19 protein-coding genes and 2 tRNA genes are annotated in these 25,253 nt (G+C 73.2%); 10 read left to right on the forward strand and 11 right to left on the reverse strand.

Annotated elements, in window-relative coordinates; translation table 11 throughout:
• The first annotated feature begins 21 nt into the window (after positions 1-21).
• From gyrA to CD790_RS11985, 5 genes are all read left to right on the forward strand, one after another.
• Positions 22-2,655, forward strand: a complete 2,634-nt coding sequence (gene gyrA / locus CD790_RS11965) for a DNA gyrase subunit A (RefSeq protein ID WP_144383152.1) — start codon at positions 22-24, stop codon at positions 2,653-2,655.
• Positions 2,656-2,658: 3 nt separating this feature from the next.
• Positions 2,659-3,396, forward strand: coding sequence for a DUF3566 domain-containing protein (locus tag CD790_RS11970; RefSeq protein ID WP_186318978.1), 738 nt, complete (start codon positions 2,659-2,661; stop codon positions 3,394-3,396).
• 73 nt (positions 3,397-3,469) lie between these two features.
• Positions 3,470-3,543, forward strand: a tRNA-Ile gene (locus CD790_RS11975).
• Between the two features lie 218 nt (positions 3,544-3,761).
• On the forward strand, positions 3,762-3,896 hold the full coding sequence (locus tag CD790_RS35165) for a DLW-39 family protein (RefSeq protein WP_003958712.1): 135 nt from the start codon (positions 3,762-3,764) through the stop codon (positions 3,894-3,896).
• A 125-nt stretch (positions 3,897-4,021) separates the two neighbouring features.
• On the forward strand, positions 4,022-5,395 hold the full coding sequence (locus CD790_RS11985; protein ID WP_260867504.1) for a hypothetical protein: 1,374 nt from the start codon (positions 4,022-4,024) through the stop codon (positions 5,393-5,395).
• 114 nt (positions 5,396-5,509) lie between these two features.
• Here CD790_RS11985 and CD790_RS11990 read toward each other — a convergent pair whose 3' ends face one another.
• Together CD790_RS11990 and CD790_RS11995 are read right to left on the reverse strand one after the other, a co-directional pair.
• Positions 5,510-7,447: a serine/threonine-protein kinase gene (locus CD790_RS11990; protein ID WP_144383153.1), complete on the reverse strand. Its 1,938-nt coding sequence runs from the start codon at positions 7,445-7,447 to the stop codon at positions 5,510-5,512.
• A gap of 25 nt (positions 7,448-7,472) precedes the next feature.
• Positions 7,473-8,018 carry a DNA-binding protein gene (locus tag CD790_RS11995; RefSeq protein WP_144383154.1) on the reverse strand — a complete coding sequence of 182 codons (546 nt, stop codon included), beginning with the start codon at positions 8,016-8,018 and terminating at the stop codon, positions 7,473-7,475.
• A gap of 119 nt (positions 8,019-8,137) precedes the next feature.
• On the opposite strand from CD790_RS11995, the gene CD790_RS12000 reads away from it, so the two are divergent.
• A tRNA-Ala gene (locus CD790_RS12000) sits at positions 8,138-8,210 on the forward strand.
• 91 nt (positions 8,211-8,301) lie between these two features.
• Here CD790_RS12000 and CD790_RS12005 read toward each other — a convergent pair.
• The 8 genes from CD790_RS12005 to CD790_RS12050 all read right to left on the reverse strand — a co-directional run bounded on the left by CD790_RS12005 (position 8,302) and on the right by CD790_RS12050 (position 21,019).
• Positions 8,302-9,513, reverse strand: coding sequence for an amidase (locus CD790_RS12005; protein ID WP_144383155.1), 1,212 nt, complete (start codon positions 9,511-9,513; stop codon positions 8,302-8,304).
• On the reverse strand, positions 9,510-11,066 hold the full coding sequence (locus tag CD790_RS12010) for a hypothetical protein (RefSeq protein ID WP_186318979.1): 1,557 nt from the start codon (positions 11,064-11,066) through the stop codon (positions 9,510-9,512). The genes CD790_RS12005 and CD790_RS12010 overlap by 4 nt, the downstream gene beginning before the upstream one ends.
• On the reverse strand, positions 11,063-12,178 hold the full coding sequence (locus CD790_RS12020) for a hypothetical protein (protein ID WP_144383158.1): 1,116 nt from the start codon (positions 12,176-12,178) through the stop codon (positions 11,063-11,065). The genes CD790_RS12010 and CD790_RS12020 overlap by 4 nt, the downstream gene beginning before the upstream one ends.
• 36 nt (positions 12,179-12,214) lie before the next feature.
• Positions 12,215-16,141, reverse strand: coding sequence for an FxSxx-COOH system tetratricopeptide repeat protein (gene fxsT / locus CD790_RS12025; protein ID WP_144383159.1), 3,927 nt, complete (start codon positions 16,139-16,141; stop codon positions 12,215-12,217).
• The gene (locus CD790_RS12030) at positions 16,138-17,478 is read right to left on the reverse strand and encodes a hypothetical protein (protein WP_144383160.1); all 1,341 of its coding nucleotides are present in this window, start codon (positions 17,476-17,478) and stop codon (positions 16,138-16,140) included. Before CD790_RS12030 ends, fxsT begins: the two co-directional genes overlap by 4 nt.
• Positions 17,479-17,778: 300 nt before the next feature.
• Positions 17,779-18,993 (reverse strand): FxsB family cyclophane-forming radical SAM/SPASM peptide maturase, encoded by a 1,215-nt coding sequence (locus CD790_RS12035; protein ID WP_260867505.1) that lies wholly within the window; start codon positions 18,991-18,993, stop codon positions 17,779-17,781.
• A gap of 190 nt (positions 18,994-19,183) precedes the next feature.
• Positions 19,184-20,068, reverse strand: coding sequence for an effector-associated domain EAD1-containing protein (locus tag CD790_RS12040; RefSeq protein WP_144383161.1), 885 nt, complete (start codon positions 20,066-20,068; stop codon positions 19,184-19,186).
• A 225-nt stretch (positions 20,069-20,293) separates the two neighbouring features.
• Entirely contained in the window at positions 20,294-21,019 is a 726-nt protein-coding gene (locus CD790_RS12050) for a DUF5324 family protein (protein ID WP_144383162.1), read from the reverse strand.
• A gap of 271 nt (positions 21,020-21,290) precedes the next feature.
• Here CD790_RS12050 and CD790_RS12055 point away from each other — a divergent pair, with 271 nt between their 5' ends.
• Together CD790_RS12055 and CD790_RS12060 are read left to right on the forward strand one after the other, a co-directional pair.
• A complete protein-coding gene (locus CD790_RS12055) occupies positions 21,291-21,824 on the forward strand; it encodes a peptidylprolyl isomerase (RefSeq protein WP_144383163.1) in 534 nt (177 codons plus the stop codon).
• Positions 21,825-21,925: 101 nt separating this feature from the next.
• The gene (locus tag CD790_RS12060) at positions 21,926-22,825 is read left to right on the forward strand and encodes a rhomboid family intramembrane serine protease (RefSeq protein ID WP_144383164.1); all 900 of its coding nucleotides are present in this window, start codon (positions 21,926-21,928) and stop codon (positions 22,823-22,825) included.
• Between the two features lie 512 nt (positions 22,826-23,337).
• Here the strand turns inward: CD790_RS12060 and crgA are convergent.
• The gene (gene crgA, locus CD790_RS12065; protein ID WP_144383165.1) at positions 23,338-23,598 is read right to left on the reverse strand and encodes a cell division protein CrgA; all 261 of its coding nucleotides are present in this window, start codon (positions 23,596-23,598) and stop codon (positions 23,338-23,340) included.
• Between the two features lie 148 nt (positions 23,599-23,746).
• Here crgA and CD790_RS12070 point away from each other — a divergent pair, with 148 nt between their 5' ends.
• Both CD790_RS12070 and CD790_RS12075 read left to right on the forward strand, forming a co-directional pair.
• Entirely contained in the window at positions 23,747-24,520 is a 774-nt protein-coding gene (locus tag CD790_RS12070) for a DUF881 domain-containing protein (RefSeq protein WP_144383166.1), read from the forward strand.
• 38 nt (positions 24,521-24,558) lie between these two features.
• A complete protein-coding gene (locus CD790_RS12075; protein ID WP_144383167.1) occupies positions 24,559-25,230 on the forward strand; it encodes a class E sortase in 672 nt (223 codons plus the stop codon).
• The last annotated feature ends 23 nt before the right edge of the window (positions 25,231-25,253 follow it).

The raw sequence follows: 25,253 nt of genomic DNA on the forward strand, positions 1-25,253 counted from the left end.
CGAAAGGAACTCTGACCAGCAATGGCCGACGACACTCCCACCACCACCCCGGGCACCGGCACGCCGGACGGCGAGCGGCCCACCGACGCCGTCACCCCCCAGGAAGAGGAAGGCACCGTTCGCATCGAGACCGTCGGCCTCGAGACGGAGATGCAGCGCTCGTACCTCGACTACGCGATGAGCGTGATCGTGAGCCGCGCGCTGCCGGACGTCCGGGACGGCCTCAAGCCGGTGCACCGCCGCGTGCTGTACGCGATGTACGACGGCGGCTACCGCCCCGAGAAGGGCTTCTACAAGTGCGCCCGCGTGGTCGGCGACGTCATGGGTACGTACCACCCGCACGGCGACGCCTCGATCTACGACGCGCTGGTGCGCCTGGCCCAGTCCTGGTCCATGCGGATGCCGCTGGTCGACTCCAACGGCAACTTCGGCTCGCCGGGCAACGACCCGGCGGCGGCCATGCGCTACACCGAGTGCAAGATGGCCCCGCTGGCCATGGAGATGCTCCGGGACATCGACGAGGAGACCGTCGACTTCCAGGACAACTACGACGGCCGTAACCAGGAGCCGACGGTCCTCCCGTCCCGTATCCCCAACCTCCTGGTGAACGGCTCGGCGGGCATCGCGGTCGGCATGGCGACCAACATCCCGCCGCACAACCTGCGCGAGGTCGCCGAGGGCGCCCAGTGGTACCTGGCCAACCCGGAGGCCACCCCCGAGGAGCTGCTGGACGCGCTCATCGAGCGCATCAAGGGCCCGGACTTCCCCACCGGCGCGCTGGTGGTGGGCCGCAAGGGCATCGAGGAGGCGTACCGCACCGGCCGCGGCTCCATCACGATGCGCGCGGTGGTCGAGGTCGAGGAGATCCAGGGCCGGCAGTGCCTGGTCGTCACCGAGCTGCCGTACCAGGTGAACCCGGACAACCTGGCGCAGAAGATCGCCGACCTGGTGAAGGACGCCAAGATCGGCGGCATCGCCGACGTGCGGGACGAGACCTCCTCCCGCACCGGCCAGCGGCTGGTCATCGTCCTCAAGCGGGACGCCGTCGCCAAGGTCGTGCTGAACAACCTCTACAAGCACACCGACCTCCAGACCAACTTCGGCGCCAACATGCTCGCGCTGGTCGACGGGGTGCCGCGCACGCTCTCGCTGGACGCGTTCATCCGCAACTGGGTGACGCACCAGATCGAGGTCATCGTCCGGCGCACCCGCTTCCGGCTGCGCAAGGCCGAGGAGCGGGCCCACATCCTGCGTGGTCTGCTCAAGGCGCTGGACGCGATCGACGAGGTCATCGCGCTGATCCGGCGCAGCGACACGGTCGAGGTGGCGCGCGAGGGCCTGATGGGCCTGCTGCAGATCGACGAGATCCAGGCCAACGCGATCCTGGAGATGCAGCTCCGCCGGCTGGCGGCCCTGGAGCGCCAGAAGATCGTGGCCGAGCACGACGAGCTCCAGCAGAAGATCAACGAGTACAACGCCATCCTGGCCTCGCCGGAGCGGCAGCGGCAGATCATCAGCGAGGAGCTGACCGCGATCGTCGAGAAGTTCGGCGACGACCGGCGCTCCCAGCTGGTGCCCTTCGACGGCGACATGTCCATCGAGGACCTGATCGCCGAGGAGGACATCGTCGTCACCATCACCCGCAGCGGCTACGTCAAGCGCACCAAGACCGAGGACTACCGCTCGCAGAAGCGCGGTGGCAAGGGCGTGCGCGGCACCAAGCTGCGGGAAGACGACATCGTCGACCACTTCTTCGTCTCCACGACCCACCACTGGCTGCTGTTCTTCACCAACAAGGGCCGGGTCTACCGGGCCAAGGCGTACGAGCTGCCGGACGCCGGTCGGGACGCCCGCGGCCAGCACGTGGCCAACCTGCTGGCCTTCCAGCCGGACGAGCAGATCGCCCAGATCCTCGCGGTCCGGGACTACGAGGCGGCGGACTACCTGGTGCTCGCCACCAAGTCCGGCCTGGTGAAGAAGACCCCGCTGAAGGACTACGACTCGCCCCGCTCCGGCGGCGTCATCGCGATCAACCTCCGGGAGGCCGAGGACGGCCGCGAGGACGAGCTGATCGGCGCCGAGCTGATCGGCGCCGAGGACGACCTGCTGCTGATCAGCAAGAAGGCGCAGTCGATCCGGTTCACCGCCACCGACGAGGCGCTGCGCCCCATGGGTCGCGCCACCTCCGGCGTGAAGGGCATGAGTTTCCGCGGGGGCGACGAGCTCCTCTCGATGAATGTCGTCCGGCCCGGTACGTTCGTCTTCACCGCCACCGACGGTGGATACGCCAAGCGCACCAACGTGGACGAGTACCGCGTCCAGGGACGTGGCGGCCTCGGCATCAAGGCTGCCAAGATCGTCGAGGACCGGGGCTCGCTGGTCGGCGCGCTGGTGGTCGAGGAGAGCGACGAGATCCTCGCCATCACGCTCGGCGGCGGTGTGATCCGTACGCGGGTCAACGAGGTCAGGGAGACGGGCCGTGACACCATGGGCGTCCAGCTGATCAACCTGGGCAAGCGGGATGCCGTCGTGGGCATCGCCAGGAACGCCGAGGCGGGCCGCGAGGCTGAAGAGGTCGAAGAGGGCGCCGAGGGCGGTCCCGAGACCGAGGCAGCCGAGGGCGCCGTGTCCTCGGCCGAGCAGACCGAGGAGTAGGTCGTGAGCCGAGCCACGGGCACCGCGTCGAGCGGCGGCAAGGACGCCAAGCGGACGCCGCCGAAGGCGCCGGAAGGCGACGGTGCCCGTGGCTCCGCCGACTCCCACGAGTCCCAAGGGGGAACGCGTACCGTGACGGACGCTCGCGACGCCGCCCGCGGCTCGAAGCGGCAGCAGGAGGTGTCCACCCCGGGCCCGCTGCCCGGTGAGCGCTCCGGCGGCAAGCAGCGCGCCCAGCCCTATCAGCCGCCGCAGGCGTACGCGCCGCCGGCGGGCTCCGGAGCCCCCGCGGGCGGCTCCGGCAAGTCCGCCGCCCGGCGGGGCCGCGGCGGGGCCGCCGTGGCCCCCGCGGCGGCCCGCACGGTCCCCCGTACCCGCAAGGCGCGGCTGCGGGTGGCCAAGGTCGACCCCTGGTCCGTGATGAAGGTCAGCTTCCTGCTGGCCATAGCGCTGGGCATCTGCACCGTCGTGGCCTGTGGAGTGCTGTGGATGGTGATGGACGCGATGGGCGTCTTCTCCGCCGTGGGCGGCACCATCAGCGAGGCCACCGAGTCCAAGCAGGACAGCGGCTTCGACCTGGAGTCCTTCCTGTCCCTGCCGCGGGTCCTGGGCTTCACCTCGATCGTCGCCGCGATCAACGTGGTGCTGGCCACCGCTCTGGCCACCCTCGGGGCCTTCATCTACAACCTCTCCGCGGGCTTCGTGGGCGGTGTCGAGGTGACCCTGGCGGAGGACGAGTAGCCCCTCCCGGGGCGGTCGGCGGAGACCGATTTTGGGACACGGGCTCTGGTGCGCTAATCTTTCGGTGCAGCGCGGGGCTATAGCTCAGACGGTTAGAGCGCTTCCCTGATAAGGAAGAGGCCACAGGTTCAAGTCCTGTTAGCCCCACCGTGCGAAAGACCCCCAATCCCTCGGGATTGGGGGTCTTTTGGTTCCCGGCGTCGTCGACCCGGCCGGCCGGCGGCGGAGTTGGTGCCAGGGGCGAACGGATGTCTGTCCGGTTGTTGCCGCCCGCAAGGCGGAGATAGGTAACCGATCGGTATCGGCTGGTGTGTATCATCGGGCGCCAGAGGTCCCCTACGTCAAGGAAGAGACGAGGTCGCGCGGTGAAGAAGCTTCTCCTGGTCGCACTGGCCGCCATCGGCGGGCTCCTCGTGTACCGCCAGATCCAGGCGGATCGCGCCGAGCAGGATCTGTGGACGGAGGCGACCGACTCCGTGCCCGCAGGTTCGGGTGTGTGAGACAAAGCGTTCTGCGCGAGGCCCTGGCCGCTGTGGCGGCCGGGGCCTCGTTGGCTTTTGCGAACGAAATGCTTGCATAGGCAAAGAGTGCGCGGTTCGGCGGCTGGTACGGCGAGGGGTGACGCGTGGTGAAGGTCGGCGGCGGGGGCGGCGGCCGGGGACGGCTGGCCGTGACGGCGGCGGTGTGCGCGCTGGCCGTGGCCGCGGCCCCGGGAGCCGGGGCGGTGCCGCGGAAGGCCGGGGAGGCACCGGAGCGGGGCGCGTCCCTCCCCCACCGGCCCGCTGACGAGGCCGCGAACGCGGAGTCATACGAGCCGCAGGGAGAGCGCGTACGCGGGGCGGCGCGGGCCGGCAAGGGCCCGTCGATGACCGTGCGGCGCGGCTACCGGGACGACATCGGTCCGGGCGAGACGCGGCACTACACGGTGCGGCTGGACGCGGAGTCCACGGCCCATGTCTCGGCTGTGGCGGTGCCCGCGCCGGGCTCGACGGTGACCGCGGACGTCGACGGCATCCGGATCTCGCTACGGAGCGGGTCCGGAGAGCTCTGCGGGCAGGCCCGCCCGACGATCGTGATGGCGGGGACCGCGCAGCCGCTGGCCGACTCCGCCTCCCGGCAGCCGGGCCCCGGCACGCCGCCGGAGTGCCAGCGGGCCGGGGCCTACGACGTCGCCGTGGAGCGGCTCGGCGGCGAAGGAGCCGGCCCCGAGCGCTGGCCGATGGAGCTGAGGTTCACCCTGGAGCGTCCGGTGGCCACGGACGACGGGCGCGAGGCCGGGCCGCCGCGGGACGGCTGGAGCACCGAGCCGCCCACGGTGCCCGACCAGCCGGCCCGGGCGCGCAAGGGCGGCAGTGCGTTCCGCGACGCGGAGTTCCTGTCCACAGGTGTGTGGGAAGGCGAGATCAAGCCCGGCGAGACCCGCTTCTACCGGGTGCCGCTGCTGTGGGGCCAGCGGCTCTACGCGATCGTCGAGCCGCCCGCCGACGCCGACCGGAAAGGCCCGGGAGCCCTGGACGACGCCGTCGGGCTGACCGTGTACAACCCCGAGCGTGGCCTCGTCGGACACGGTCGGACCGTCGGGGCCGCCAGCCGGCCCACCGAGGACGCGGTCGGCCCGACCGCCCCGGTGGCGTACGCCAACCGCTATGACCGAACGAGAGGCGAGGTCCGGGCGATGAGCCTCGCCGGGTCCTACTACCTCGCCGTCACCCTCGACCCCAAGGCGGAGGCCCGCGCCGGCGGCGCCGTCCCGGTCACCCTGCGGGTGGTCGTCACGGGACGGGCTCAGGTCGGCCCGCGCTACGCGCCGGCCGCCACCGGCGGCACGGAGGGGCCGGACCGGGCGGACGGCGGCGCGGCCGCAACCGACGACGACGGCCTGCGGGCCGTCGCGTACGCCGGCTTCGGCACGGGGACGGCCCTGCTGCTGGGACTGGGGCTGTGGACGCTGGTCGCCCGGCGCCGCACGGGAACGGGGCACGGGCCCACGGCCCACTGAGCCGGGCGTGCGGGCCGCGGCGCCGTTCTCGTCACAGGCGGCGACCCCCGCCGCTCCCGCGGCGGTGGTGCGCGGTCGCGCGGGGCCACGGGCGAGGACGCCCGGCCGGCCCGCTCAGCCCGAGGCCAGCCAGGCCCACAGCCCGACCGCGTAGCAGAGCGCGGCGATGACCAGGATCGCCATGACCGCCTTCGCGGGCGGCCCGTCCCGCCGCCGCCGTCCACCGCCTGGAGTCGACGCCCCCGCCCCGGCCCCGGAGACCGGCGTGCCCGGCGCGGGCGTGGGCGGGTGCGCCGGGGCGAGCGGTACGTACGACGGCGCCGGCGCGGCGGCGCCCGGCGGGGGCGGCGTCACCGGCGGCGGCAGCGGAAGCCCGCCGGAGTCCGACCGCGACGGCGAACCGGACGGGGCGGACCCGCCGGCCCAGGGCGGGGCGCCCGGCGCGCCGAGGGCGTGGGGGTGCGAGCCGGCGTCGGGTGGGGACGGTGTGGGCGGCCAGGGGGACGGCTGGCGCGGGGTCGCCTGTCCCGCCGCCTGGTGCCCGGCGGCGGGAGGGCAGGTTGTGCCGGGCCAGGGGGGTGTGCCCGGAGTCGGTGGAGGCTCGGCGCCGGGGCTGGGCGGTGCGTGGCGCGGGTCGTGGTGTCCGGGCCCGTGCCCGGCGGCCGTTGAGGGTGTGCCGGGCCAGGGGGGTGTGCCCGGTGGGAGCCCGTGGTCGGCGCCGGGTGGGGCGGGGGCGGCCGTCCACAGCGGTGCGCCGGGATGTGGTGGTGGGGGCCATGGCGGGGCCGTCGCCCCCGGCCCGGGCGGACCCGGGACGGGTGGCGGCGTGCCGTAGGCGGGGGATGGCGGACCCGGGACGGGTGGCGGCGTGCCGTAGGCGGGGGATGGCGGACCCGGGGCGGCCGGCGGCGTACCGGGGGCGGCCGGCTGGACGCCCGGGTGGGCGCCCGGGTGGGCGCCTGGCGGGGCGGGGATCCCGGACGGGGGCTGGACGCCCGGGTGGGCGCCTGGCGTAGCGGGGGTTCCGGACAGGGGGTGGATGCCCGGGTGGGCCGGGGTCCCCGGCGACGGCGGGTTGTCCGGCAGTGGGGCGGTCTCCGGGGTGGGCGCGGTGCCCGGGGCCGCGAGCGGCGGTTCCGGGGGCGGCTTGCGGTGGGAGCGGCGGGGCCTGCGCTCCGGGCCGTCCGGGCCGAAGCCCGCCGGCAACGGGCCGAGCTGGTCGAAGACCTCGATGACCTCGTCGTCGAGGTCGGGCTCGGGGAGCAGCTCCGTGGCGTCGCGCAGCGCCTTGCGGGCTCCGGTCGCGGTGCGGAAGCGGACGTCCGGATCCGGCTGCAGCAGCCCGGCCATCACCTGCCACAGCGGCTCGGGCACCCCGTCCGGCGGATGGGGCACCCCGTGCTCGGTGAACCGTCGTACCAGCGCCTCGGCGTCGGGTTTTCGACCGTTGATCAGATAGAGCGCCACCAGCCCGACCGCGAAGAGGTCGGCGGGGAAGTCGGGTTCGGCTCCCCTCATCTGTTCCGGCGCGAAGTAGCCGGGGGTGCCCATCACGAAGTCGGCTTCGGTGAGCCGGGGTTCACCCTTCGTCAGCGCGATGCCGAAGTCGGAGAGGCGGACATGGGGGCGGCCGGTGCCGGTCGCCTCCAGCAGGATGTTGGCCGGTTTGATGTCGCGGTGCACCACGCCCTCGGCGTGTACCGCCGCGAGCCCGGCCAGTAACTGGTCCAGCAGCACGCACACATAGCGCGCCGGCAGGGGGCCGTAGTCGCCTATGAGGTGGGCCAGCGACCCGCCGCCGACGAGGTCCATGGTGAACAGGACCTTGTCGTCGTCGGCCATCCAGCTGGCCGGCGCCAGCACATGGGGGTGGTCGATCCGCAGCGCCTGCTCGCGCACGAAGCGCAGGAGGGTGTGCGCGTCGCTCTGCTGGAGCACCTTGGCCGCCACATAGCGCTGTCGACGCTGGTCCCAGGCCCGCCACACCTCGCCCACGCCGCCGCGGCCGATCGGATCCACCAGTTCGTAACGGCCCGCGAAGACCTCGCCCATCGCCCCGCCCCCGCGCTGTCCGTGGTCAGTTCTGGTGCGCCTCGTAGTGGGCCACCGCGTCGGCGGTCCGCCCGGCGCCGTAGACGCGGAGGAACTCCGCCAGTTCGGGGTGGGTCGCGGCGAGCGCGTCGGCGGCGTCGATGATGTCGCCCGCGGCGGAGACCGAGCGCAGCAGCGACTGGATCTCGCGCACCACGCGGCGCACGGTCGGGGCGCCGGTGCTGGCGGCGGTCTGGCTGGTGTTGAGGACCGAGCCGCCGGCGGTCTTCTTGATCTCCTCCATGCGCTCGGCGGCCTCGGCCGCGCTGACCCTGCCGTCCGCCACCTGGCTGGAGAGCTCCTGGAGCGCCTGCACCCGCTGCACCACCGCGGGATTGCCGATCTTCGCGCGCTGGCCGCTCATGAGTTGGGAGAGCATGGGCGCCGAGAGGCCGAGAATGGACGCCAGACGGGCCTGGTTGAGACCGAGGTCGTCGATGAGACGGCGGAAGAGCGCCCCCAGCGGCTCCCCGTACCAGCTGCGCTGCAGCTCTCGTGCGCGGGCGGTGGCATCCTGCTGTGCTGCGTCCATACGCTCTCTCCCCTTCGCTTCGCTGCCGCGAATCTCGCGTGGCATCCTACGGAGAGCGGTACGTACGGGCGATACCCGGTCGGGAAAGGTGGCCGGCACCGGGTATCCTGATCCGCGACGGGGCCTTAGCTCAGTTGGTAGAGCGCCGTCTTTGCATGGCGGATGTCAGGAGTTCGACTCTCCTAGGCTCCACCCCGTTGACCCCCCTGACCTGCGAGAACGCGGTCGGGGGGTCTTTTTTTCCGCCTACCGCGCAGGTGGGGATCCCGACGTGGCCGAGGTTTCACCCGGGCACCGTGTGCGCTGGAGCGCTCGGCGCCGCCGTCGCGCTGTTCATGGTCTCCGCGACGGTGGCGAGGGCCATGAGATCCGCTTCCCTGTGGTGTCGGGCCACCACATGCAGGCCGACCGGTTCGCCCGATGCCGTAAAACCCGCGGGAATGCTGATGGCGGGGTGACCGCTGATGTTGAAGGCCCAGGTCAGCGCCACGCTCATGGCCTCTCCCGGCCCCTGGTGACCATGGGGTGCGCTGGGTGTGGTGGGGGTGGCTATGAGGTCACACCGGGTGAGTACGCGTTCGAGCTCTCCGTTGTTGAGGTCTCTTACGCCGCGGGCCTGAGCGTCCATCACGGGAGATCGCCGCAGCGCTCGCCAGCACGGCGCCGGATCGGCGAGCCGCACGGAGGTGTCGTGGATCTCGACCGCCCCGGCATCCGCCAGCCTGCTCAGGAACGCGTACGCCGTCTCGGCGATCCTCGCCTCCGTCGTGGCGAAGCCCAGCGTGGCCGACCATGCGGTGCGCAGGGCTCGTGGCGGTGCTGTGAGAGTGCTCCGCGTCGTCATGCCGGCGACCGTGTCGACATAGGCGGCGGCGTCCTCCGTGGAGCGGGCCAGCGGGCCGCCGACATTCAGGCCCGCCCGGTCGCGAGCGGGCACCCGGCCGTTGGTGGGTTTCAGCCCGAGGACTCCGCACCAGGCCGCGGGGATGCGGACGGATCCAGCGCCGTCGCTCCCCGTCGCGAGGGGGACCATCCGTGCGGCGACGGCGACCGCTGATCCGGCCGACGACCCCCCTGGGGTCCAGGAGGAGTCGAAGGGGTTGAGCGTCGGGCCGCGATCGGTGTGCCCCCAGGTCTGCCAACGTGTCCCCCCGCCCGGGGTGGCGGTGGTGCCCACGGGCACGCAGCCTGCTTCGATGAGGCGTACCGCCTGCACGGACGTGACCCCCTCGGTGCCCTTGAGAGCCAGCGGCACCCCGGCGAGAGGCAGGTTCACTCCGGAGCGCACCTGTCGCTCCACCGCCTCCGCCCGCTCGGCGGCGAAGGACGGCCACAGCGCGGTGAACGCCCGCAACTCCTCATCCGTGTCGCTGATCCGGGACAGCGCGGCCGCGACGGTCTCCCGTGCCGACAGACGGCCGGCGTTGACCTCGGTGGCTATCCGACAGGCGGACAGCCGGCCGTATTCCTCGACGCCGAGCCCGGAAGGCTTCACAGGGACCTGCTTTCCCGGCCGTGCCGTGGTGCGGGTGACGGCTCAGCCAAGCACTCATCCTGTGGCGGCGCACCCGGTCCGGGTGCGGGCGTGCCGGCACGCCCGCGAGCGGAAAGCGCCAGCAGACCCGTCGCCGCCGCGTGCAGGGCGTTGACGGTGATGATCGCCGGGGCGATGATCGCGACGGCCTCCGGCAGCAGCGGCTGGAGCAGCAGGGCGAGGATGATCGCCGTGATGCCGTTCTGCTGGCTCACCGCCAGGGCGAGCCGGTCGCGGCGGTCGAACCCGCGCGTGATCACGCTCGCCACCGCCGTCTGCGCCAGGAAGGTGGTCGCGCCGAGCAGCACCCCGGTGCCCGGGTGCACCCCCTGGGTGAGCAGCATGCCCAACAGCAGGGTCGCCACCAGCAGGGACAGCGAGGTGGCCCGGCCGAGCAGCCGGCCGAGGGCGGGGCGGAAGAAGAGCGCGGTGACCGCGAGCCCCAGCATGAGGAACTGCCAGGTGGCGAGGGCCAGCAGGGCCAGCAGCGCGGTGGTCTGCGCGGCGGTGCGAAGCCGGCCGGCCTCCGAGCCCGCCGCGGTGGTGGGGGCCTCGTCGGCAGAGAAGTTCGCGGTGGTGGGGAGCTTGTCGTCCGAGGAGTCCGCCGCGGTCGTGGGGACCCCGCCGGCGATGGAGGCCGTCGCGGCCGTCGGGGCCACGCCGGCGGCGGGTGCCGCCGCAGTCGTCGTCGGGGCCCCGCGCGTCCCGGACCCCACCATGGGAGCCCGGCCGCGCAGCGCCGCCCAGAGTGCCGCAGCGAGGAGCACCAATGCCAGGTTGAGCGGCAGCGTGGCCCCGTAGGCGGCGCCGCCGGCGCCCACGCTCTCGGCCCCGTCCAGCACCAGCGCGCCGGCGTACACCACCAGGATCGTGGTGACCGGATCGTCGAAGGAGGCCCAGGCCGCGAGCAGCGACTTCGCGCGGGGCGACATCTCCCGACGCTCCATCAGCGCGGCGACCGACAACGGATCGATCTGCGCCATCGCGACCGCGAGCACCAGGTACTCGGGCCGGTCCGGGTGGGCCAGGGCCAGCACCCCGGCGATCAGCGCGGCCTTCAGGAGGACGCCGAAGGTGACGGCGACCAGGATCCGGCCCAGGTCCCGGCGGGCCTGGGGGCGCGCGATGCCGTACGCGCTGCCGTACAGGCCGACGGCCAGCAGCCCGCCGGTCAGATAGCTGTAACCGGGGTCCTCGATGTGGTCCGCCAGCGGAAGCCACTGCCCGAGCAGCACGCCGACGGTGGCGAGGACGGCCGGCAGCAGCAGTGGTCTGAGGAGCGCGTCCCGCAGCACCGCCCTCCGCCGCACCGCCTTCCGTGGCGCGTCTCGACCTGCCGCGTCCTTCGGCGTGTCCCGACCCGCCGCGTCCTCCGGGGCCTCCCGCCCGGCGGCCCGCGGCGCGCCACCGGCGGGCGGCGGGTCGCGGGCGTCCGCGGCCTCCGCGGGCTCCGTGGGTTCCATGGCCTCCGCGGCCTCCGCGGCCTCCGCGGGCTCCGCGGCGGGCGTGCTCATCCTCCCTCCCCGGTGAGCTCGTGGCCCAGCCGCGCCAGGCGCTCGTCCGCCTCGGCGACCCGCTCCTGGTCGACGGTGACGCCCACCAGATAGCCGCCGTCGGGCAGCGCGTGGTAGTAGATGGCGCCCTGTTCCACATCGAGGACCACCCGCACCAGTTCGCCGCCGATCACCGCGCACAGCGAGTCGTTGAGCCGCGCCACCAGGCCGGGCAGTAGCGCGCCGACCCGGTGGTAGCGCTCCCGGCGCTGGTCGCGGCTGATGTGCCGGAAGAAGTCGCTCAGCTCCGGGTGGTCGAGCAGGTCGGCGACGGCGCGCGGGGCGCGGTCGGGGGTGTGGTGGGCGAGGTAGTGCAGCCCGGACACGGCCAGGGCGCGGGCGAGCTGGGCGGCGGCCGAGCCCGGGGCGGAGGTGGAGACGTGGGGCGGGAGGGGCTCCGGCGCGTCCGTCGGCGCACCCCCGGATACCTCCGCCGGGCCCTGCGGGCTCGCGTCGGACTTCTCGTCCGGGGGCGCACCGGGTGCGCGGTCCGCGGTGGCCTCGGGACCACTGGCCGTGGTGCTGGGCGCGCCGGTGTCGAGCGTGTCGTGCGACAGCGCCTCCGCCGCCTTCCATGGGGTGTCGCCGCGGCGCCAGCTGGAGTACGCGCCGTAGTTCAGCTCGCTGTACCGCACGGATCGCCGGAGCTCGTTGACCGTGCGGGCTATCGTCTGGTCGGCGGCCTCGATCCGGTCCGGGCGCGAGGTGGCGCCGTACAGGTGTGAGCCGGCCTCGACCAGGTAGAAGAAGAGGGCGCCGTCGGGCACCCGGACCACGGTGCGGATCAGCGCGCCGCTGCGTAGCTCGGCCAGCTCCGGCTCCAGACCACTGAGCAGGTAGTAGAGCTGGCGGCCGGTCCGTTCATGGCGGCTGTCGGACGGCTCGGGCTCCTCGGAACCGGCCGCGGTGACGGAGATCTTGGCGATGTCGTGGTCGTAGAGGACGAGGTGCGGCAGCTCCTCCGGGTCCAGCGCCGGGCTCAGCCGTCGCGACAGGGCGCGCAGTTGCGGACTCTCACCGTCGGGGAACCGCACCCGGGGTTCCTCCACGGTGTCCGCTCCGTTCTGTGCCATCGATGAGTTTCCCCCCTGCATCAGACACGTCCGACGTCAGACACTGCTGATCTCCACGTCCGTGCCGAGCCGCCGGTACGGCAGGGCCGTGAGCGCCCGGGTCAGCGGGTGCCCGGCGCCGAGCGCCTCCCTGCCGCGCACCTCGACGGAGGTGCGCAGCTCCGCCGCCGCCTCCGGCGGCCCGCTGGCCGCGAGGTTGGCGGTGGCCATCAGGGCGGTCGGATGGTCGCGGTCCCACCGCCGTACGCACTCGGCGTGGATCTTCCGGTCCTCGGCGGGCACGTACTCCAGATCGCCCAGCGCGGCACGGCAGTTGTTGAAGTTCATCCGGGCGACCAGCGTGAACGGATGGTCGTGGCCCAGGGTGCGGGTGAGCTGGTCGGCGGCGTCGGTGGCGTAGCCGTGCGCCTCCCCGGGCAGTCCGCCGTCCAGCAGGTACAGGGCGAGGTTGGATCGGCAGACATCGGTGAACGGATGCTGGTCGCCGAAGACCCGGACATAGCGGTCCAGCGCCTTGCGGGCGTAGTCGGCCGCCTCGTCGTCCCGGCCGAGCGCGTGCAGCCCGGCGGCCATGGCCAGCGCGCCCTCCATGGTCGCGGGGTGGTCGTCGCCCCACTGGTCGCGGCTCTGCTCGTGGGCGCGCCGCAACAGCGGCACCGCGGCGTTCGGGTCGCCGGCCCGCAGATAGCTGACGCCCAGGCTGCGCAGGGTGCTCAGGGTCTGGTGTCCGCTGCCGCCCTCGATCTCCGTCAGCCGGTCCCGGGCCTCCCGCAGATGGGTGAACGACGACTCGAGATCGCCCAGTTCGCGGTGGTAGCGGCCGAGGTTGGCGTACGAGGCCCAGGTCCGCGGGTGATCGTCGGTCAGCAGTCGCCGGGAGACGTCGAACGCCATCTGCCCGTACTGCACCGCGTCCCGGTAGGAGCCCATGAAGTACCAGGACAGGGCGAGGTTGTTGGCGGCCATGGCGGTGTCGGGGTGCTCGTCGGTGAACACGTCGCGGAACCGCAGCAGGGTGCCCTGGTCCTCGACCAGCGCTTCGGCGAAGTGGCCCAGCGCGCGCAGGTCCGCGGCGTACCCCCGGGCGGTCATCAGGGTGTACGGGTCGTCCCGGCCCAGCGCGGCACGCTGGGCGCGCAGGGTGGCCGAATCCAGCTCGTACGCCCGCTGGTACTCGCCCAGCGAGCGGTGCGCGTTGGCGACCTGGGTGGCGAGCCGCAGCGCGGCGGCGTCCTCGGCGGGGAAGCGCTCCCGCCAGTCGGCCAGGATGCGCAGCCCCAGGTCGCGGGCGGAGGCCCACTGCCCGCGGCGCCAGCGGTAGCGCACCTGGTTGACCACCCAGCGGCGCACCACGGGCTCGTCGCACTCCAGCGCGCCGGAGACCAGCAGATGCCGGTCCAGCTCGGTGAAGGTGGCGTCGTGCCGCAGGTCGTCGCCCTCCACATCGCCGGGGGCGAGCGAGGCCAGCACCTCCAGCACCTCGCGGCGGGTCCGTTCCCTCAGCTCCTCGCCCATCCGGGCGCGGCGCAGGGTCTGCACGATGCGGTGCACCCGGACCGTGGTGGTGGACTGGTCCACCACGGCCAGCGCCCGCCGGTCCAGGCTGGTGAGCACGGTGCCCAGCCGCATGCTGTCCCGCAGCCGCTCGTCCACCGCGGCCAGCAGCTTCAGCATGGCCGGCGACTGGACGACGGAGAGCGACACCCCGTCCGGGGAGAGGAAGGCGCACAGGTCCAGCAGCTTGGCCGCCGCCGGGTCCTCCTTCTTGAGCCGGTCGTAGGCCAGGTCGTAGGTGGCCGCGAAGGACAGTGGGTAGTCCGGGGCGGAGCCCTCGTCCAGCAGGTTCACATTGGTCTCGACCCGCTCGATGAACTGGGCGACCGACAGCGAGCCGCTCTGCAGCCAGGCCGCCGCCTGCTCCTCGGCCAGCGGCAGGTGTCCCAGCGCGTCGGCCAGCCGGGCCAGCTCCCCCTCGGGGGCCGTGGGCAGTCGGGTGCCCATCAGGGTGAGGCTCTCCTCCGGGCTGAACTCCTCCACCCGCGCCGGCTCCGCGTACTGGTTCCACGCGCTGTTCCGCGAGGTGACCAGGGTGTGCCCGTGGCCGGTGCCGGGCAGCAGGTCCCGTACGGCGCGCGGGTCGGCCGCGTCGTCCAGGATCAGCAGCCACCGCTCGAACGGACGGCCCAGTCGCAGGTCCCGGCGGAGCTGGTCCAGGTCCTCGCCGGCCCCCGGCGCCCCGGGGACGCCGGACGCCCGGTGCAGCTCGCGCGCCAGCTCGGTGAGGGAGGTGCGGATGTTGTCCGGGTCGGAGGCGGGCACCCACCACACCACGTCGTACTCGGAGGCGAACCGGTGGGCGTACTCCAGGGCGATCTGGCTCTTGCCCACGCCGCCCATCCCGTACAGCACCTGGGCGGAGCCCGGGGAGCCGACGCCGCGGCCGAAGCGCTCACGCAGCAGGGAGAGCGTCTCGGCGCGGCCGGTGAAGGCGGAGTTGCGCAGCCCGAGGTTCCACACCTCGGGGAGCCGTCCGGGGAAGCGCGGGCCGGCCGCGGCGTCCGGCGGCGGGTTCTCGCCCCAGCCCGGGAAGCCGAAGCGGGACAGCAGGGCGACGGTGGCCGCCTGCGCGGTCAGCCCGAACAGGTTGACCGCGTCGTGCCAGGCGAAGCGGGTGGGCAGCCGGGCGCCGCTGACCCGCACCCCGACGGTGCGCCGGCTGCGCGGCCGGCCGACCGGGGCGCCCTCGGCCAGCCGGGTGGCGGTCTCCCCGTCGGGCGAGCCGTGCAGGTGGGAGGAGAGCAGCACCACGACGGCGTCGGTCTGCTCGGGGATCTCGTCGGGGGGCGCCCCGGCGCCGTCGCGGTCGGCCACCCGGACGCCGATCAGCCGCAGCTGCTCGCGGATCCAGTCCGCCCAGACCTGGTCCTCGGGGGCGTGCAGCAGCACCACGGTCTCCGGCTCGGCGCCGCGGCGCGCCGCGTCGTAGGCGCGGTTGTACAGCCGGCGCAACTGCTCGGAGGTGGGCTGGAAGGTGGCGACCGCTCCACCGGAGACCCGCGCGGTGAGCTTGACGTACTGCGACAGCAGGCCGAGCGGGTTCCGCGGGTCCTCGCGCAGGACCGCCAGCTCCTCGCCGAGGGCGTAGAAGGGGCGGTACGGGATCTGCAGCTCGCTCCAGTACCCCTCCTGGGTCTGGTCGTCGGCGGGGCGCACGAAGGGGCCGAAGGTGTGGCGGAGCTCCGTCAGCCGGTGCGCCAGCCGGTCGTCCTGCGAGGTCTCGACCCGGAGCGGCACCACATGGATGCGGATCTCCCGGCCGTCCCGGTGGGACCGGTCCCGGATGCGGCGGGCGACCTCCGCGCAGCCCTCGGTCGACGGCTCGTTCATGGTCAGCCCGAGGACCACGGTGTCGGGCAGCACCAGCGTGCAGACGTCGGCCCCGTCGGACAGCCCGGTGCGGCCGTTGATCAGCACGTAGTCGTAGCCGCTGCGCCGGATCCGCTCGCGCAGCTCGGTGAGGAAGCCCAGGCCCTCCTGCCGGAGGAAGTAGCTCCAGTTGATCCGGGCCATGCGGTTGCGGTACTCGCCGTCGTGGATGCCGGGGCCCAGGTAGTCCAGGCGGCCGCCGCCGGCGAAGTGCGCGTCGAGCTGGACGGTGAACGGCAGCAGGTTGGCGTGGTCCTCGTACAGCCGGTGCAGCTCGTCGGGGCGGGTGTGGCCGGCCTGGATCGCGAACTCGATCAGGATGTCCAGCACCCCACGGCTGGCGGAGAGCCCCTGATCGGTCAGGAACGGCTGGTAGTAGCGGTGCAGACCCGGCGCGTCCAGGTCCCAGTCGACGGTCAGCACCGACTTGCCCGCGCTGGCCAGGATCCAGGCGGTGTTGGCCACCGCCATGGTGCGCCCGGCGCCGCTCTTGAAGGTGTAGAAGGAGATGATCTCGGCGGAGCCGTCGACGGTCATCCATCACCCCAGATTCCACCGGACCGGTGGGACAACAGCGCGGAGCGCGGCCCGGCCGGGACCGGGGACCAGGCGTCCCGCTCCCGGGAGCGGCGGGTCGGCCACTCGGCGCGCTCCTCCGGCTCCCGAGCCCCGCGCGGGGGTCTGCCGTCCGGCTCGCCCGGCTCGCTCCGGCCCTGGCCGCCGGGCCACACGGTGAGCACGTCCGCCATCGCCCCGATCACGGTGTGGGCCAGCCCCTCGGCGCTGCCGACCTCGTGGTGCGGCGCCCGCAGTCGACAGCCGGCCGCCTGGGCCAGCAGGGCGTCGCGCAACTGCGGGGTGTTCTCCCAGGTCTCCGCGTCGGTACGGGGCAGGACGGCGACCACCCCGGCGAACGCCGCGCCCCGGGCGGAGAGCCGCTCGCACAGCGCGGACAGCCCCGGATCCCGGCTGGGCCTGGCCTCGCGGGCCAGCCAGGGGTCGACGAGCAGCAGCACGACCGGCGGGTCGGGGTCGGCGCCCGGCGGCTCCGGGGGCAGCGCCACCGGCTCGGCCGCGCCGCTCTCCGGGGTGAACGGGCAGACCGTCACCTCCTCCACCCCGTAGTCCTCCAGGGCCCGTTGGACGACGTCGACGGCGCTCTCCTCGGTGTGCGGCCAGAACGGCTGCCAGTCCTCGGGACTGTCCCCGTACGGGGCTAACGCGGTGCGTAGGGCCGCCATGCGGGAGCGGGTGCCGGCCAGCAGCAGCAGGGTGACGCGGTGGCGCCTGGCGGCCGTGCCGGGGCCGCGGTCCGCGCGCGGCCGGCCCGCGGCCCGCGGCAGGTCGTACACCGGCCGCCATTTGGCGCGCGGCGGCCCGGGCGGCGCGGTGGGCGGCGGGTGCGGGGCCGGAGTGCCGGGGCGCGGGGCGCCGGTCGGGCGGGCCGCGCGGGGAGGCGCCGCCGGGGCGGGGGGCGCGGTGCCCGCGTGGGGATCGAAGCGGAGCGGGATCGACCGGGCGTCCGCCGTGGACATGGTCGGAAGGTCCGCCTGCGTACCCGTGATCAGCCGGTCGGCCACCAGCCGGACCAGGTCCCGGTACTGCGCCCAGTGCTCCGGGTCCCGCAGCGTGCCGAACTCGCCCGCCGGATAGCCCTGTCCGCCGCTGGGCAGCAGCGGGCCGGCCTCGGCCACGGACAGGGGCAGCACCAGCCCGTCCGGGCGCCAGACGACGCCCACCAGTGCCCGTGGTTCATGGCCGGTCTGCCGGGCGCTGCGGGCCATCCGCTCGCGGAAGACGGACCACTCACGGGCGCAGTCCGGGCTGCGCAGGTAGGCGTCGGAGTAGAGCGCCAGCAGCGCGCGGCAGTCCAACGCGGCCGGGTCCGGTTCCGGGACCGGGGCCGGGCTCTTCAGATGCCCTCGTGAACTCGCCTCGCGCCCCAGGCGGCTGTAGAGTTCGCTCTGAACATCGTAGTGAAACCGCTGGACTTGTCCGCGGTCGCCGGCTGACGCGGCGTAGCTCGTGAAGAAGAGCGGCCTCACAGCATCCCCCAAGCACCGTCTTCCGTTTCGACAACCGGCCGGCAAGACGTGTTGTTGTGCGACGCCGTGTGGTCGGATCGCACAACCCCAATATAGGGAAGGTGACGCGGTCCGTCCCTCAAGAACGCGTCAATCAGCCAAATGACGCAGGGTGTTCCGGATGTGTGTGATGAGAAGTCCCAGGTCGCGGCAGTAGACCGAGGGATTGTCGAAACCTTGACCGCGTCCGAACCGGTGGGCGCGCAGCCCGCCGCCGCAGATTCCGGACACCGGACAGGCCCGACAGGTCCGGCACAGCCCGTCGTCGAGGGCCGCGACGGTCTCCTCCAGGGCGAACGCCGCGTCCAGTGAGTGTCGGTGGATGTCGAGGCCGGTGGCGGCCGCGCCGTCGGCCACCGCCTTGAGCGAGTCGGTCCACTCGATCGAGCCGTCCGTCTCGATGACGACGGCCGCGGCGGGCGCCGTCCCGACCGTCTCGCTGTGTCCGGTGCCGCCCCGGCACAGGTCGACCACGGAGTCGAAGAGCCGTACCCGCAGCGGCCGGCCCGCCGCCCACCACCGGTCGAAGGCCGTCGCCAACCAGCGCCCGTACGGGGCGTCGCCCGCGGCCGCGCCGGCCGGCGGGTGGTCCCAGGTGGCGTGCGGCAACAGGAAGTCGATCATCGGCGGGCGGTGGGCGGCCAGCGCGTCGTAGCAGCGCTCGGGGTCGTTGGCCAGGTCGACGGTGCACAGCAGCCCCTCGAACAGCGGGCGGTGTTCGGGCCGGCGCAGCAGTTCCAGGGCCCGCTCCACCTCGGCGTGGCTGCCCCGGCCGTCGCGGTGTCGGCGGTGCCGGTCGTGGCCCGCGCGGTCGCCGTCCAGGCTGAGGCCGACCCGGATGTCATGACGGGCCAGCTCGGCCAGCAGCGGGGCGTCGAGCAGCACGCCGTTGCTCTGCACCGTGAACCGCGCCGCCGCCCCGGTGCCGCGCAGCCGGTCCCGCACCGTCTCCACCAGTCGGGTGACCGGGCCGGCCCCGCCGAGCAGCGGCTCGCCGCCGTGCACGATCACCCGGACCGCGGGCAGCCGGTGGCGCCGGGCGTGCTCCGCGATCCGCTCGGCGAGCCGGTCCACGGTCCGCGCCGACATGGTGCGCGGCCGGTCCCGCCAGCCGGTGTCCCGCAGGGCGTAGACGTAGCAGTAGTCGCAGGAGAGGTTGCAGCGGCTGTGCAGCTTCACGACGAACTGGTCGAACGCGCGGGCGCGCGGGAGGCCGTCCGGCGCCGGGGGCGCCGGCCAGGGTGGGCTCGGGGCGGTGGCCGACTGGAAGGTGGGTGCCTGCCGCCGCGGAGCGGAAGTCTTCACGTACGGGTACCCCCGATTCGCCTGAGCCTGACGGCGCCGCCGCGTGGTCGCAATCCCCCCAGTCCACCGTAGCGAGGGCCCCCGGCCCGGTGGAGTCGCTGCTCGGCCAATCCTCGGGGCCGGTTCGGTCACCTCCGGCGTGCCGAGGGCGGGCCGGCGCCCGGCCCCCCGCTCGCCGTCCAGCCGCCGGTCACCCCCCGGCGCCGAGGGCGGGCCAGGTGCCCAACACCCGCACCAGGTCCCCGTCGTCGAGCCCCGCCTCCCGCACCGTCGCCGACGGGTCGAGCTCCTCGTGCCGGCCGTCGGGCAGCACGCGCTCCACCCGGCGCCCGGTGCGGTCCTCGCCCGGGGCGATCGGCCAGCAGCTGAGCGCCCACACCGCGAGGTCGCCTATCCGGCTGTCGCGCGCCACCTCCAGGTCGCTGTGGAGCTGCCCGGAGCCGTCCTCCACGGTGAGGGCCACCGTCGCCCGCGCGGGGGCGAGGTCCACCGGCTCGGGCGGCACCACGGGGGCGGGCGCGGGGGCGGGTACGGACGCGCCGGCGGACGCGAGTTCGACGGCGGGCACGGGGGTCGGCGCGGGCGCCGGTTCGCGGGGCGGCGCGGGGGCGACGACGGGTACGCGGCCGATGACGGGTGCGGGATCGACGGCGGGCACGGGATCGATGACGGGTACCGGTTCGATGACGGGCACGGGATCGACGACGGGTACCGGTTCGACGACGGGGTCCGGCGGTGCCGGAGGCCCCAGGTGGCGCTCGATCAGCCGGCGGAAGACGGGCTGGTAGGGGTACTGGGCGCGGAGGGCGCTCAGCATCCGGCGGTAGGGGTGCTCGACGACGCCGTTGTCGAGCCTCTCGAAGAGCAGGGTCCACGCCTCGTCCGAGCCGCCGTCGAACGACACGCGAGCGCTTCTGGGCACCTTCATGGCGGAGAGCAGCAGACGCGCCTCGCCCAGGGTGCTGTAGACCTCCGCCACCGCGCTGAGTAGTTCGTCCCGCTCGGCGTCGGTGATATCGACGTCCCCCGGCAGCCGCCGTTCGGAGTCGGACGCGGACAGGTCGTGTGTCGACATGTGCTCTCCCCCGAAGTCACGCCAGAACCATGGCAATTATGCGTGTTCTGACATCAAGAGGGCAGGAGAGCTGCCGATTTCTCCTCGGTCGAGCCCCAGTGGATCGCGGATCGCGGATCGCGGATCGCGGACCGCGGACCGCGGACCGCGCGGGCGACCGCTACGCGCGGCCGGGGGCGCGCGTAGCGGTGTGCGCCGCCGTCCGGCGGCGGGTGGTCCGCGCGGTCAGCGGTTCTCCTCGCCGTCGTCGTCGGTCTCCGCCTGCTTGGCCTGGACCTCGGGGTCGAGGGTGGAGTTCGGGCCGCTGCCGTCGACGGAGGAGAACGAGGAGCGGTCGTCCAGCTCGGTGGCGGCGGACGGCTCGACCAGCCAGTCCGGGTTGGACTGCCGGTCCCACCACTTCCAGGCGCCGTAGGCGCAGCCCGCGACCAGCGCGACCAGCGCCATCCGCTTGATCATCCGGCCCGTCCGGGCGCGGCGGGCACGCTTCTTGGCGATCTTGTGGATCTCCTCCGGGGTCACCTCGCCGCGCAGCGCGGCGAAGGCCGCGGCGGAGCGCGAGATGGCCTCTTCTCGGGCGGGTCCGGCCGCCGCCCGGGTCACCGCGACGGCGTGTTCCATCCGCGGGGCGGTGTACTCCGCCGCGTGTCGGGCGGCCTCGCGGGTGCGCTTGGCGGCGCGGGTGGCGGCGGCGTCGACCTTGGGCGGCAGGGCGCCGCGGGCGTGTTCGATGCGGGGGGCCAGGTGCGCGTGGTACTGCTCGCCGGCGGCGCACCGGGCCTGGTGGGCGGCGTGGGACACCTTGGGCGCGACGCGCGTACGGGCCTCGTGGGCGTAGTGCGCGGCGGCGTCCTTGGCTGTGCCGGCGTACGGCGCCACCACCTCCGCAGCGTGCCGGACACTGTCCTTCGCGGTGCCGGTCACGGCGCGCACGCTGTCTTTGCGGGTCACGGATCCTCCTCGTCGGTTCCTTGCGTGGCGTACTCGGTGGCGTACTCCGGGTCTGGGGTCTGTACCCCAGGACGTCTGTCCCCAATACGCGATGTGTCGTCTTTCCACCCTTTTGAAGATCATGCCTGCTGAGGAGGTATGAGGCATATGTGAATCGGCATCCGGGTCAAGCGGGACTCCGGCGGAGCCCGCGACCGGGCCGGCGGCTACTCGTTGTACTCAGGTCCGTGCGAGGATCGAGATGTCCGTGAAGACTGATGGAAGGTAGATCGTGGCTGAGGAGCTCTACGCCACCCTGAAGACCAACCAGGGCGACATCCAGATCCGGCTGCTGCCGAATCACGCGCCCAAGACGGTCCGGAACTTCGTCGAGCTCGCCAAGGGCGAGCGCGAGTGGATCAACCCGGAGACCGGTGCGAAGACCACGGAGAAGCTGTACGACGGCACGATCTTCCACCGTGTCATCAGCGGCTTCATGATCCAGGGCGGTGACCCGCTGGGCAACGGCACCGGTGGCCCCGGCTACAAGTTCGCGGACGAGTTCCACCCGGACCTGGCCTTCACCAAGCCGTACCTGCTGGCCATGGCCAACGCCGGCCCGGGCACCAACGGCTCGCAGTTCTTCGTCACCGTGGCGCCGACCACCTGGCTGACCGGCAAGCACACCATCTTCGGCGAGGTCGCCGACGAGGCCAGCAAGAAGGTCGTGGACGCCATCGCGGACGCCCAGACCAACCCGCGCACCGACCGCCCGGTGAACGACATCGTCATCCAGAGCGTCGTCGTGGAGACCCGCGAGGGCTGATACGCCCGGTTCGTACGGGAACCCTGTGCCCCGCCCGTCCGTCTTGAGGGCAGGCGGGGCGGTTCCCGTGCGCAGGCAGGAAACGGGGGACAAGGGGAGACATGGAAGACCAGGCGGTCTGCTGCTACCGGCACCCGGACCGGGAGACCGGCATCAGCTGCACGCGCTGTGACCGGCCGATCTGCCCCGAGTGCATGATCTCCGCTTCGGTCGGCTTCCAGTGCCCCGAGTGCGTCAGCGGCGGTCACGCCGCGGGGGCCACGGCGGCCTCCGGCATGGCGGGGACCAGCGGGCGTTCGTACCGGACGGCCGCGCGGCCGCGCACCATAGCCGGCGGCGCGATCAGCGACGACCCGCGGTTGATCACCAAGATCCTGCTGGCGATCAACGTCGCGGTGTGGATCGCGGTGCTGGCCGTCGGCGACCGGCTGCTGAACGACCTGGTGCTGGTCGGCGCCTTCCCCCCGGAGCCGTTCGCGCGCGAGGGCGTCGCCGAGGGCGAGTGGTACCGGCTGGTCACGGCGATGTTCCTGCACGAACAGCCGATGCACATCGCCTTCAACATGCTCTCGCTGTGGTGGCTGGGTCCGCCGCTGGAGGCCGCGCTCGGCCGCGCCCGCTTCCTCGCCCTCTACCTGCTCTCCGGCCTGGGCGGCAGCGCGCTCACCTATCTGCTGGCCGATCAGACGCAGGCATCCCTGGGCGCCTCCGGGGCGATCTTCGGCCTGCTCGGAGCCACCGCGGTGCTGATGCGCCGGCTCAACTACGACATGCGGCCGGTCATCGCGCTGCTGGCGCTGAACCTGCTCTTCACCTTCACCTGGTCCAACATCGCCTGGCAGGCGCACATCGGCGGTCTGATCGCCGGCACGCTGGTGGCCTACGGGATGGTGCACGCCCCGCGCGACCGCCGCGACCTGGTGCAGGCCGTGACCTGCGCGGTGGTGCTGCTGGGCATCGTGGTGATGATCGGTGTCCGCACCCTGGAGCTCACGCGCTGAGCGTCACCGCCGGGGCGCGCTGTGCGCGGCCCGCCGGCCGGCGCCGTGCCCAGGCTGTGGAACACCGTGCCCCTGGCTGTGGAGCGTCCCCGTCATCGGCCGTGTTGACCGGCTGTGAAGGCGCGTGGATCGGTCGTGTCTCCGGCCGGGTCATCGGCCGGGTCATCGGCCGTGCGGCGGCTCCGCCGGCCCCGGCTGTGGACGGTGGTGGAGGGGGCCGACGGGAGGTCGTGGGGCGCCCGGTGTCCTCGTCCCCAACGCCATGAAGCCGACCGCCGGTGACCGTGGGGGCCACTCGGCGATCGGCTTGGATGACAGTTGTCCACAGCATGTGCCCGATCTTGCGCAACCTGTGGAGAACATCTGTCCGCTCCGCGCTGACCTGCGGAGCTGTGGAGTCTCGACTGTCAGACCGGCGTCAACCTCACAGAGGTTATCCACAGATCTTCTGAGTTTTCCCCTGCTGTGGATAACTCTGTGGACACCTTAGGGGGAAGCTACGGCCGAGACGGCTATTTCCACTGGGTGGAGACGACGAAACCGGCCGCGATGAAGCCGAATCCGACCACGATGTTCCAGTTCCCGAACGCCTTGATCGGCATGTCCCCGGTGGTCACGTAGAAGACGACGATCCAGGCCAGGCCGATCAGGAACATCGCCAGCATCAACGGCGCGACCCAGCTGCGACCGCTGTTGAGGTTGATGGTGGTCGCCTGCTTCGACGAGGACGGCGGCGTGTAGTCGTCCTTCTTGCGGATCCGTGACTTCGGCACGAGGAACTCTCCTGTCGATGCGCTGCGTGACCGCGCGGGGATGGTCTGGGTAGGGCGGCGCCGAGGCGGACGGCGACGCTGAGCTCTTCCTTCCCCCGGCCGTCCGTTAGCGTAGTCCTTCCGCGGCGTCGTAAGGAGTAAGGGTACGTTGAGCAATTCCGCTGACTCCCCCACCCCGAGCCCGCGCCGCCCCTCCTTCCGCCCCGTACGGCTGCTGACCGTCGCCGTGTTCGCCCTCGCCGGTCTGATCTTCTGGATCAGCTTCAACACCGCCAAGGGCACCGATCTGCGCAGTGACGAATCGATGCTGCGGCTGTCGGACCTCATCCAGGAGCGCAGCCGCAAGAACACCAAGCTCGACGACTCCACGGCGCGGGTGCGCGACCAGGTGGACGCCCTGACCCGCGGCGCCGACGAGGGCGGTTCCAAGGCGGCCCAGGCCCGGATCGAGCAGTTGGAGGGGGCGGCGGGTACCCGCCCGCTGAAAGGGTCGGGGCTGACCGTCACCCTCGACGACGCCCCGCCGAACGCCACTCCCCGGATCCCCGGCGTGCCCGACCCGCAACCCAACGACCTCGTCATCCACCAGCAGGACCTCCAGGCCGTGGTCAACGCCCTGTGGCAGGGCGGCGCCGAGGGCATCCAGGTGATGGACCAGCGGCTGATCTCCACCAGCGCGGTGCGCTGCGTCGGCAACACCCTGATCCTGCAGGGCCGGCTGTACTCGCCGCCGTACAAGGTGACCGCGGTCGGCGATCCGGAGAAGCTGCGCGCGGCGCTGAGCGCCTCGCCGGCGATCCAGAACTACCGGCAGTACGTCGAGGCGTACGGCCTCGGCTGGAAGGTCGACAACGAGGACGCCGTGACGCTGCCGGGCTACTCGGGCACAGTGGAACTCCACGAGGCTCGGCCGCTCAAGTAGAGGGCCGAAGCCTCTGGGGGAGAGGGGGCGGTCCGGCGATGTCGGTGCGGCTGGTCGTCAGAGCGCTCAGCGAGCTGTGCATCACCGTCGGCGCCGTGCTCGTGCTCTTCGTCGGCTACGTCCTCTACTGGAGCGGGGTGCGCGCGGACGCCGCCATGGACGAGCAGCTGGACCGGTTACGGGACCGCTGGTCGACCGGCGCGGTCGCCACCTCCCCCGAGCCGAGGCGGCGGCCCTACGCCCCCGGCGAGCCCTTCGCCGCCATGTACGTCCCCCGCTTCGGCGCCGACTGGGTGAAGCCCGTGCTGGAGGGCACGTCCCCCGGCACCCTCGCCAAGGGGCTCGGCCACTATCCGCGCACCGCGCGGCTCGGCGAGCGTGGAAACTTCGCGGTGGCCGGTCACCGGCGCACCCACGGCGACCCGTTCAAGGACTTCCCCCGGCTGCGCCCCGGTGACGCCGTGGTGCTCAGCGACGGCACCACCTGGTACACCTACCGCGTCGACCGCCGGCCGTACCGCACCCGGCCCACCGACACCGCCGTCCTCGACCCGGTGCCGGCCGCCTCCGGCCACCGGCGGCCCGGCCGCTATCTGACGCTCACCACCTGCGACCCGGAGTGGGGCCACAGCCACCGGCTGATCGCCTGGGCGCACCTGGACGCCACGGCGCCGGTCGGCGCGGGGAAGCCGGACGCTTTGCGCAGCTGACCCTCCGGCGCCCGGTCCGGCCC

This window comes from Streptomyces sp. SAJ15 (assembly GCF_007595705.1).
Classification (GTDB): domain Bacteria; phylum Actinomycetota; class Actinomycetes; order Streptomycetales; family Streptomycetaceae; genus Streptomyces.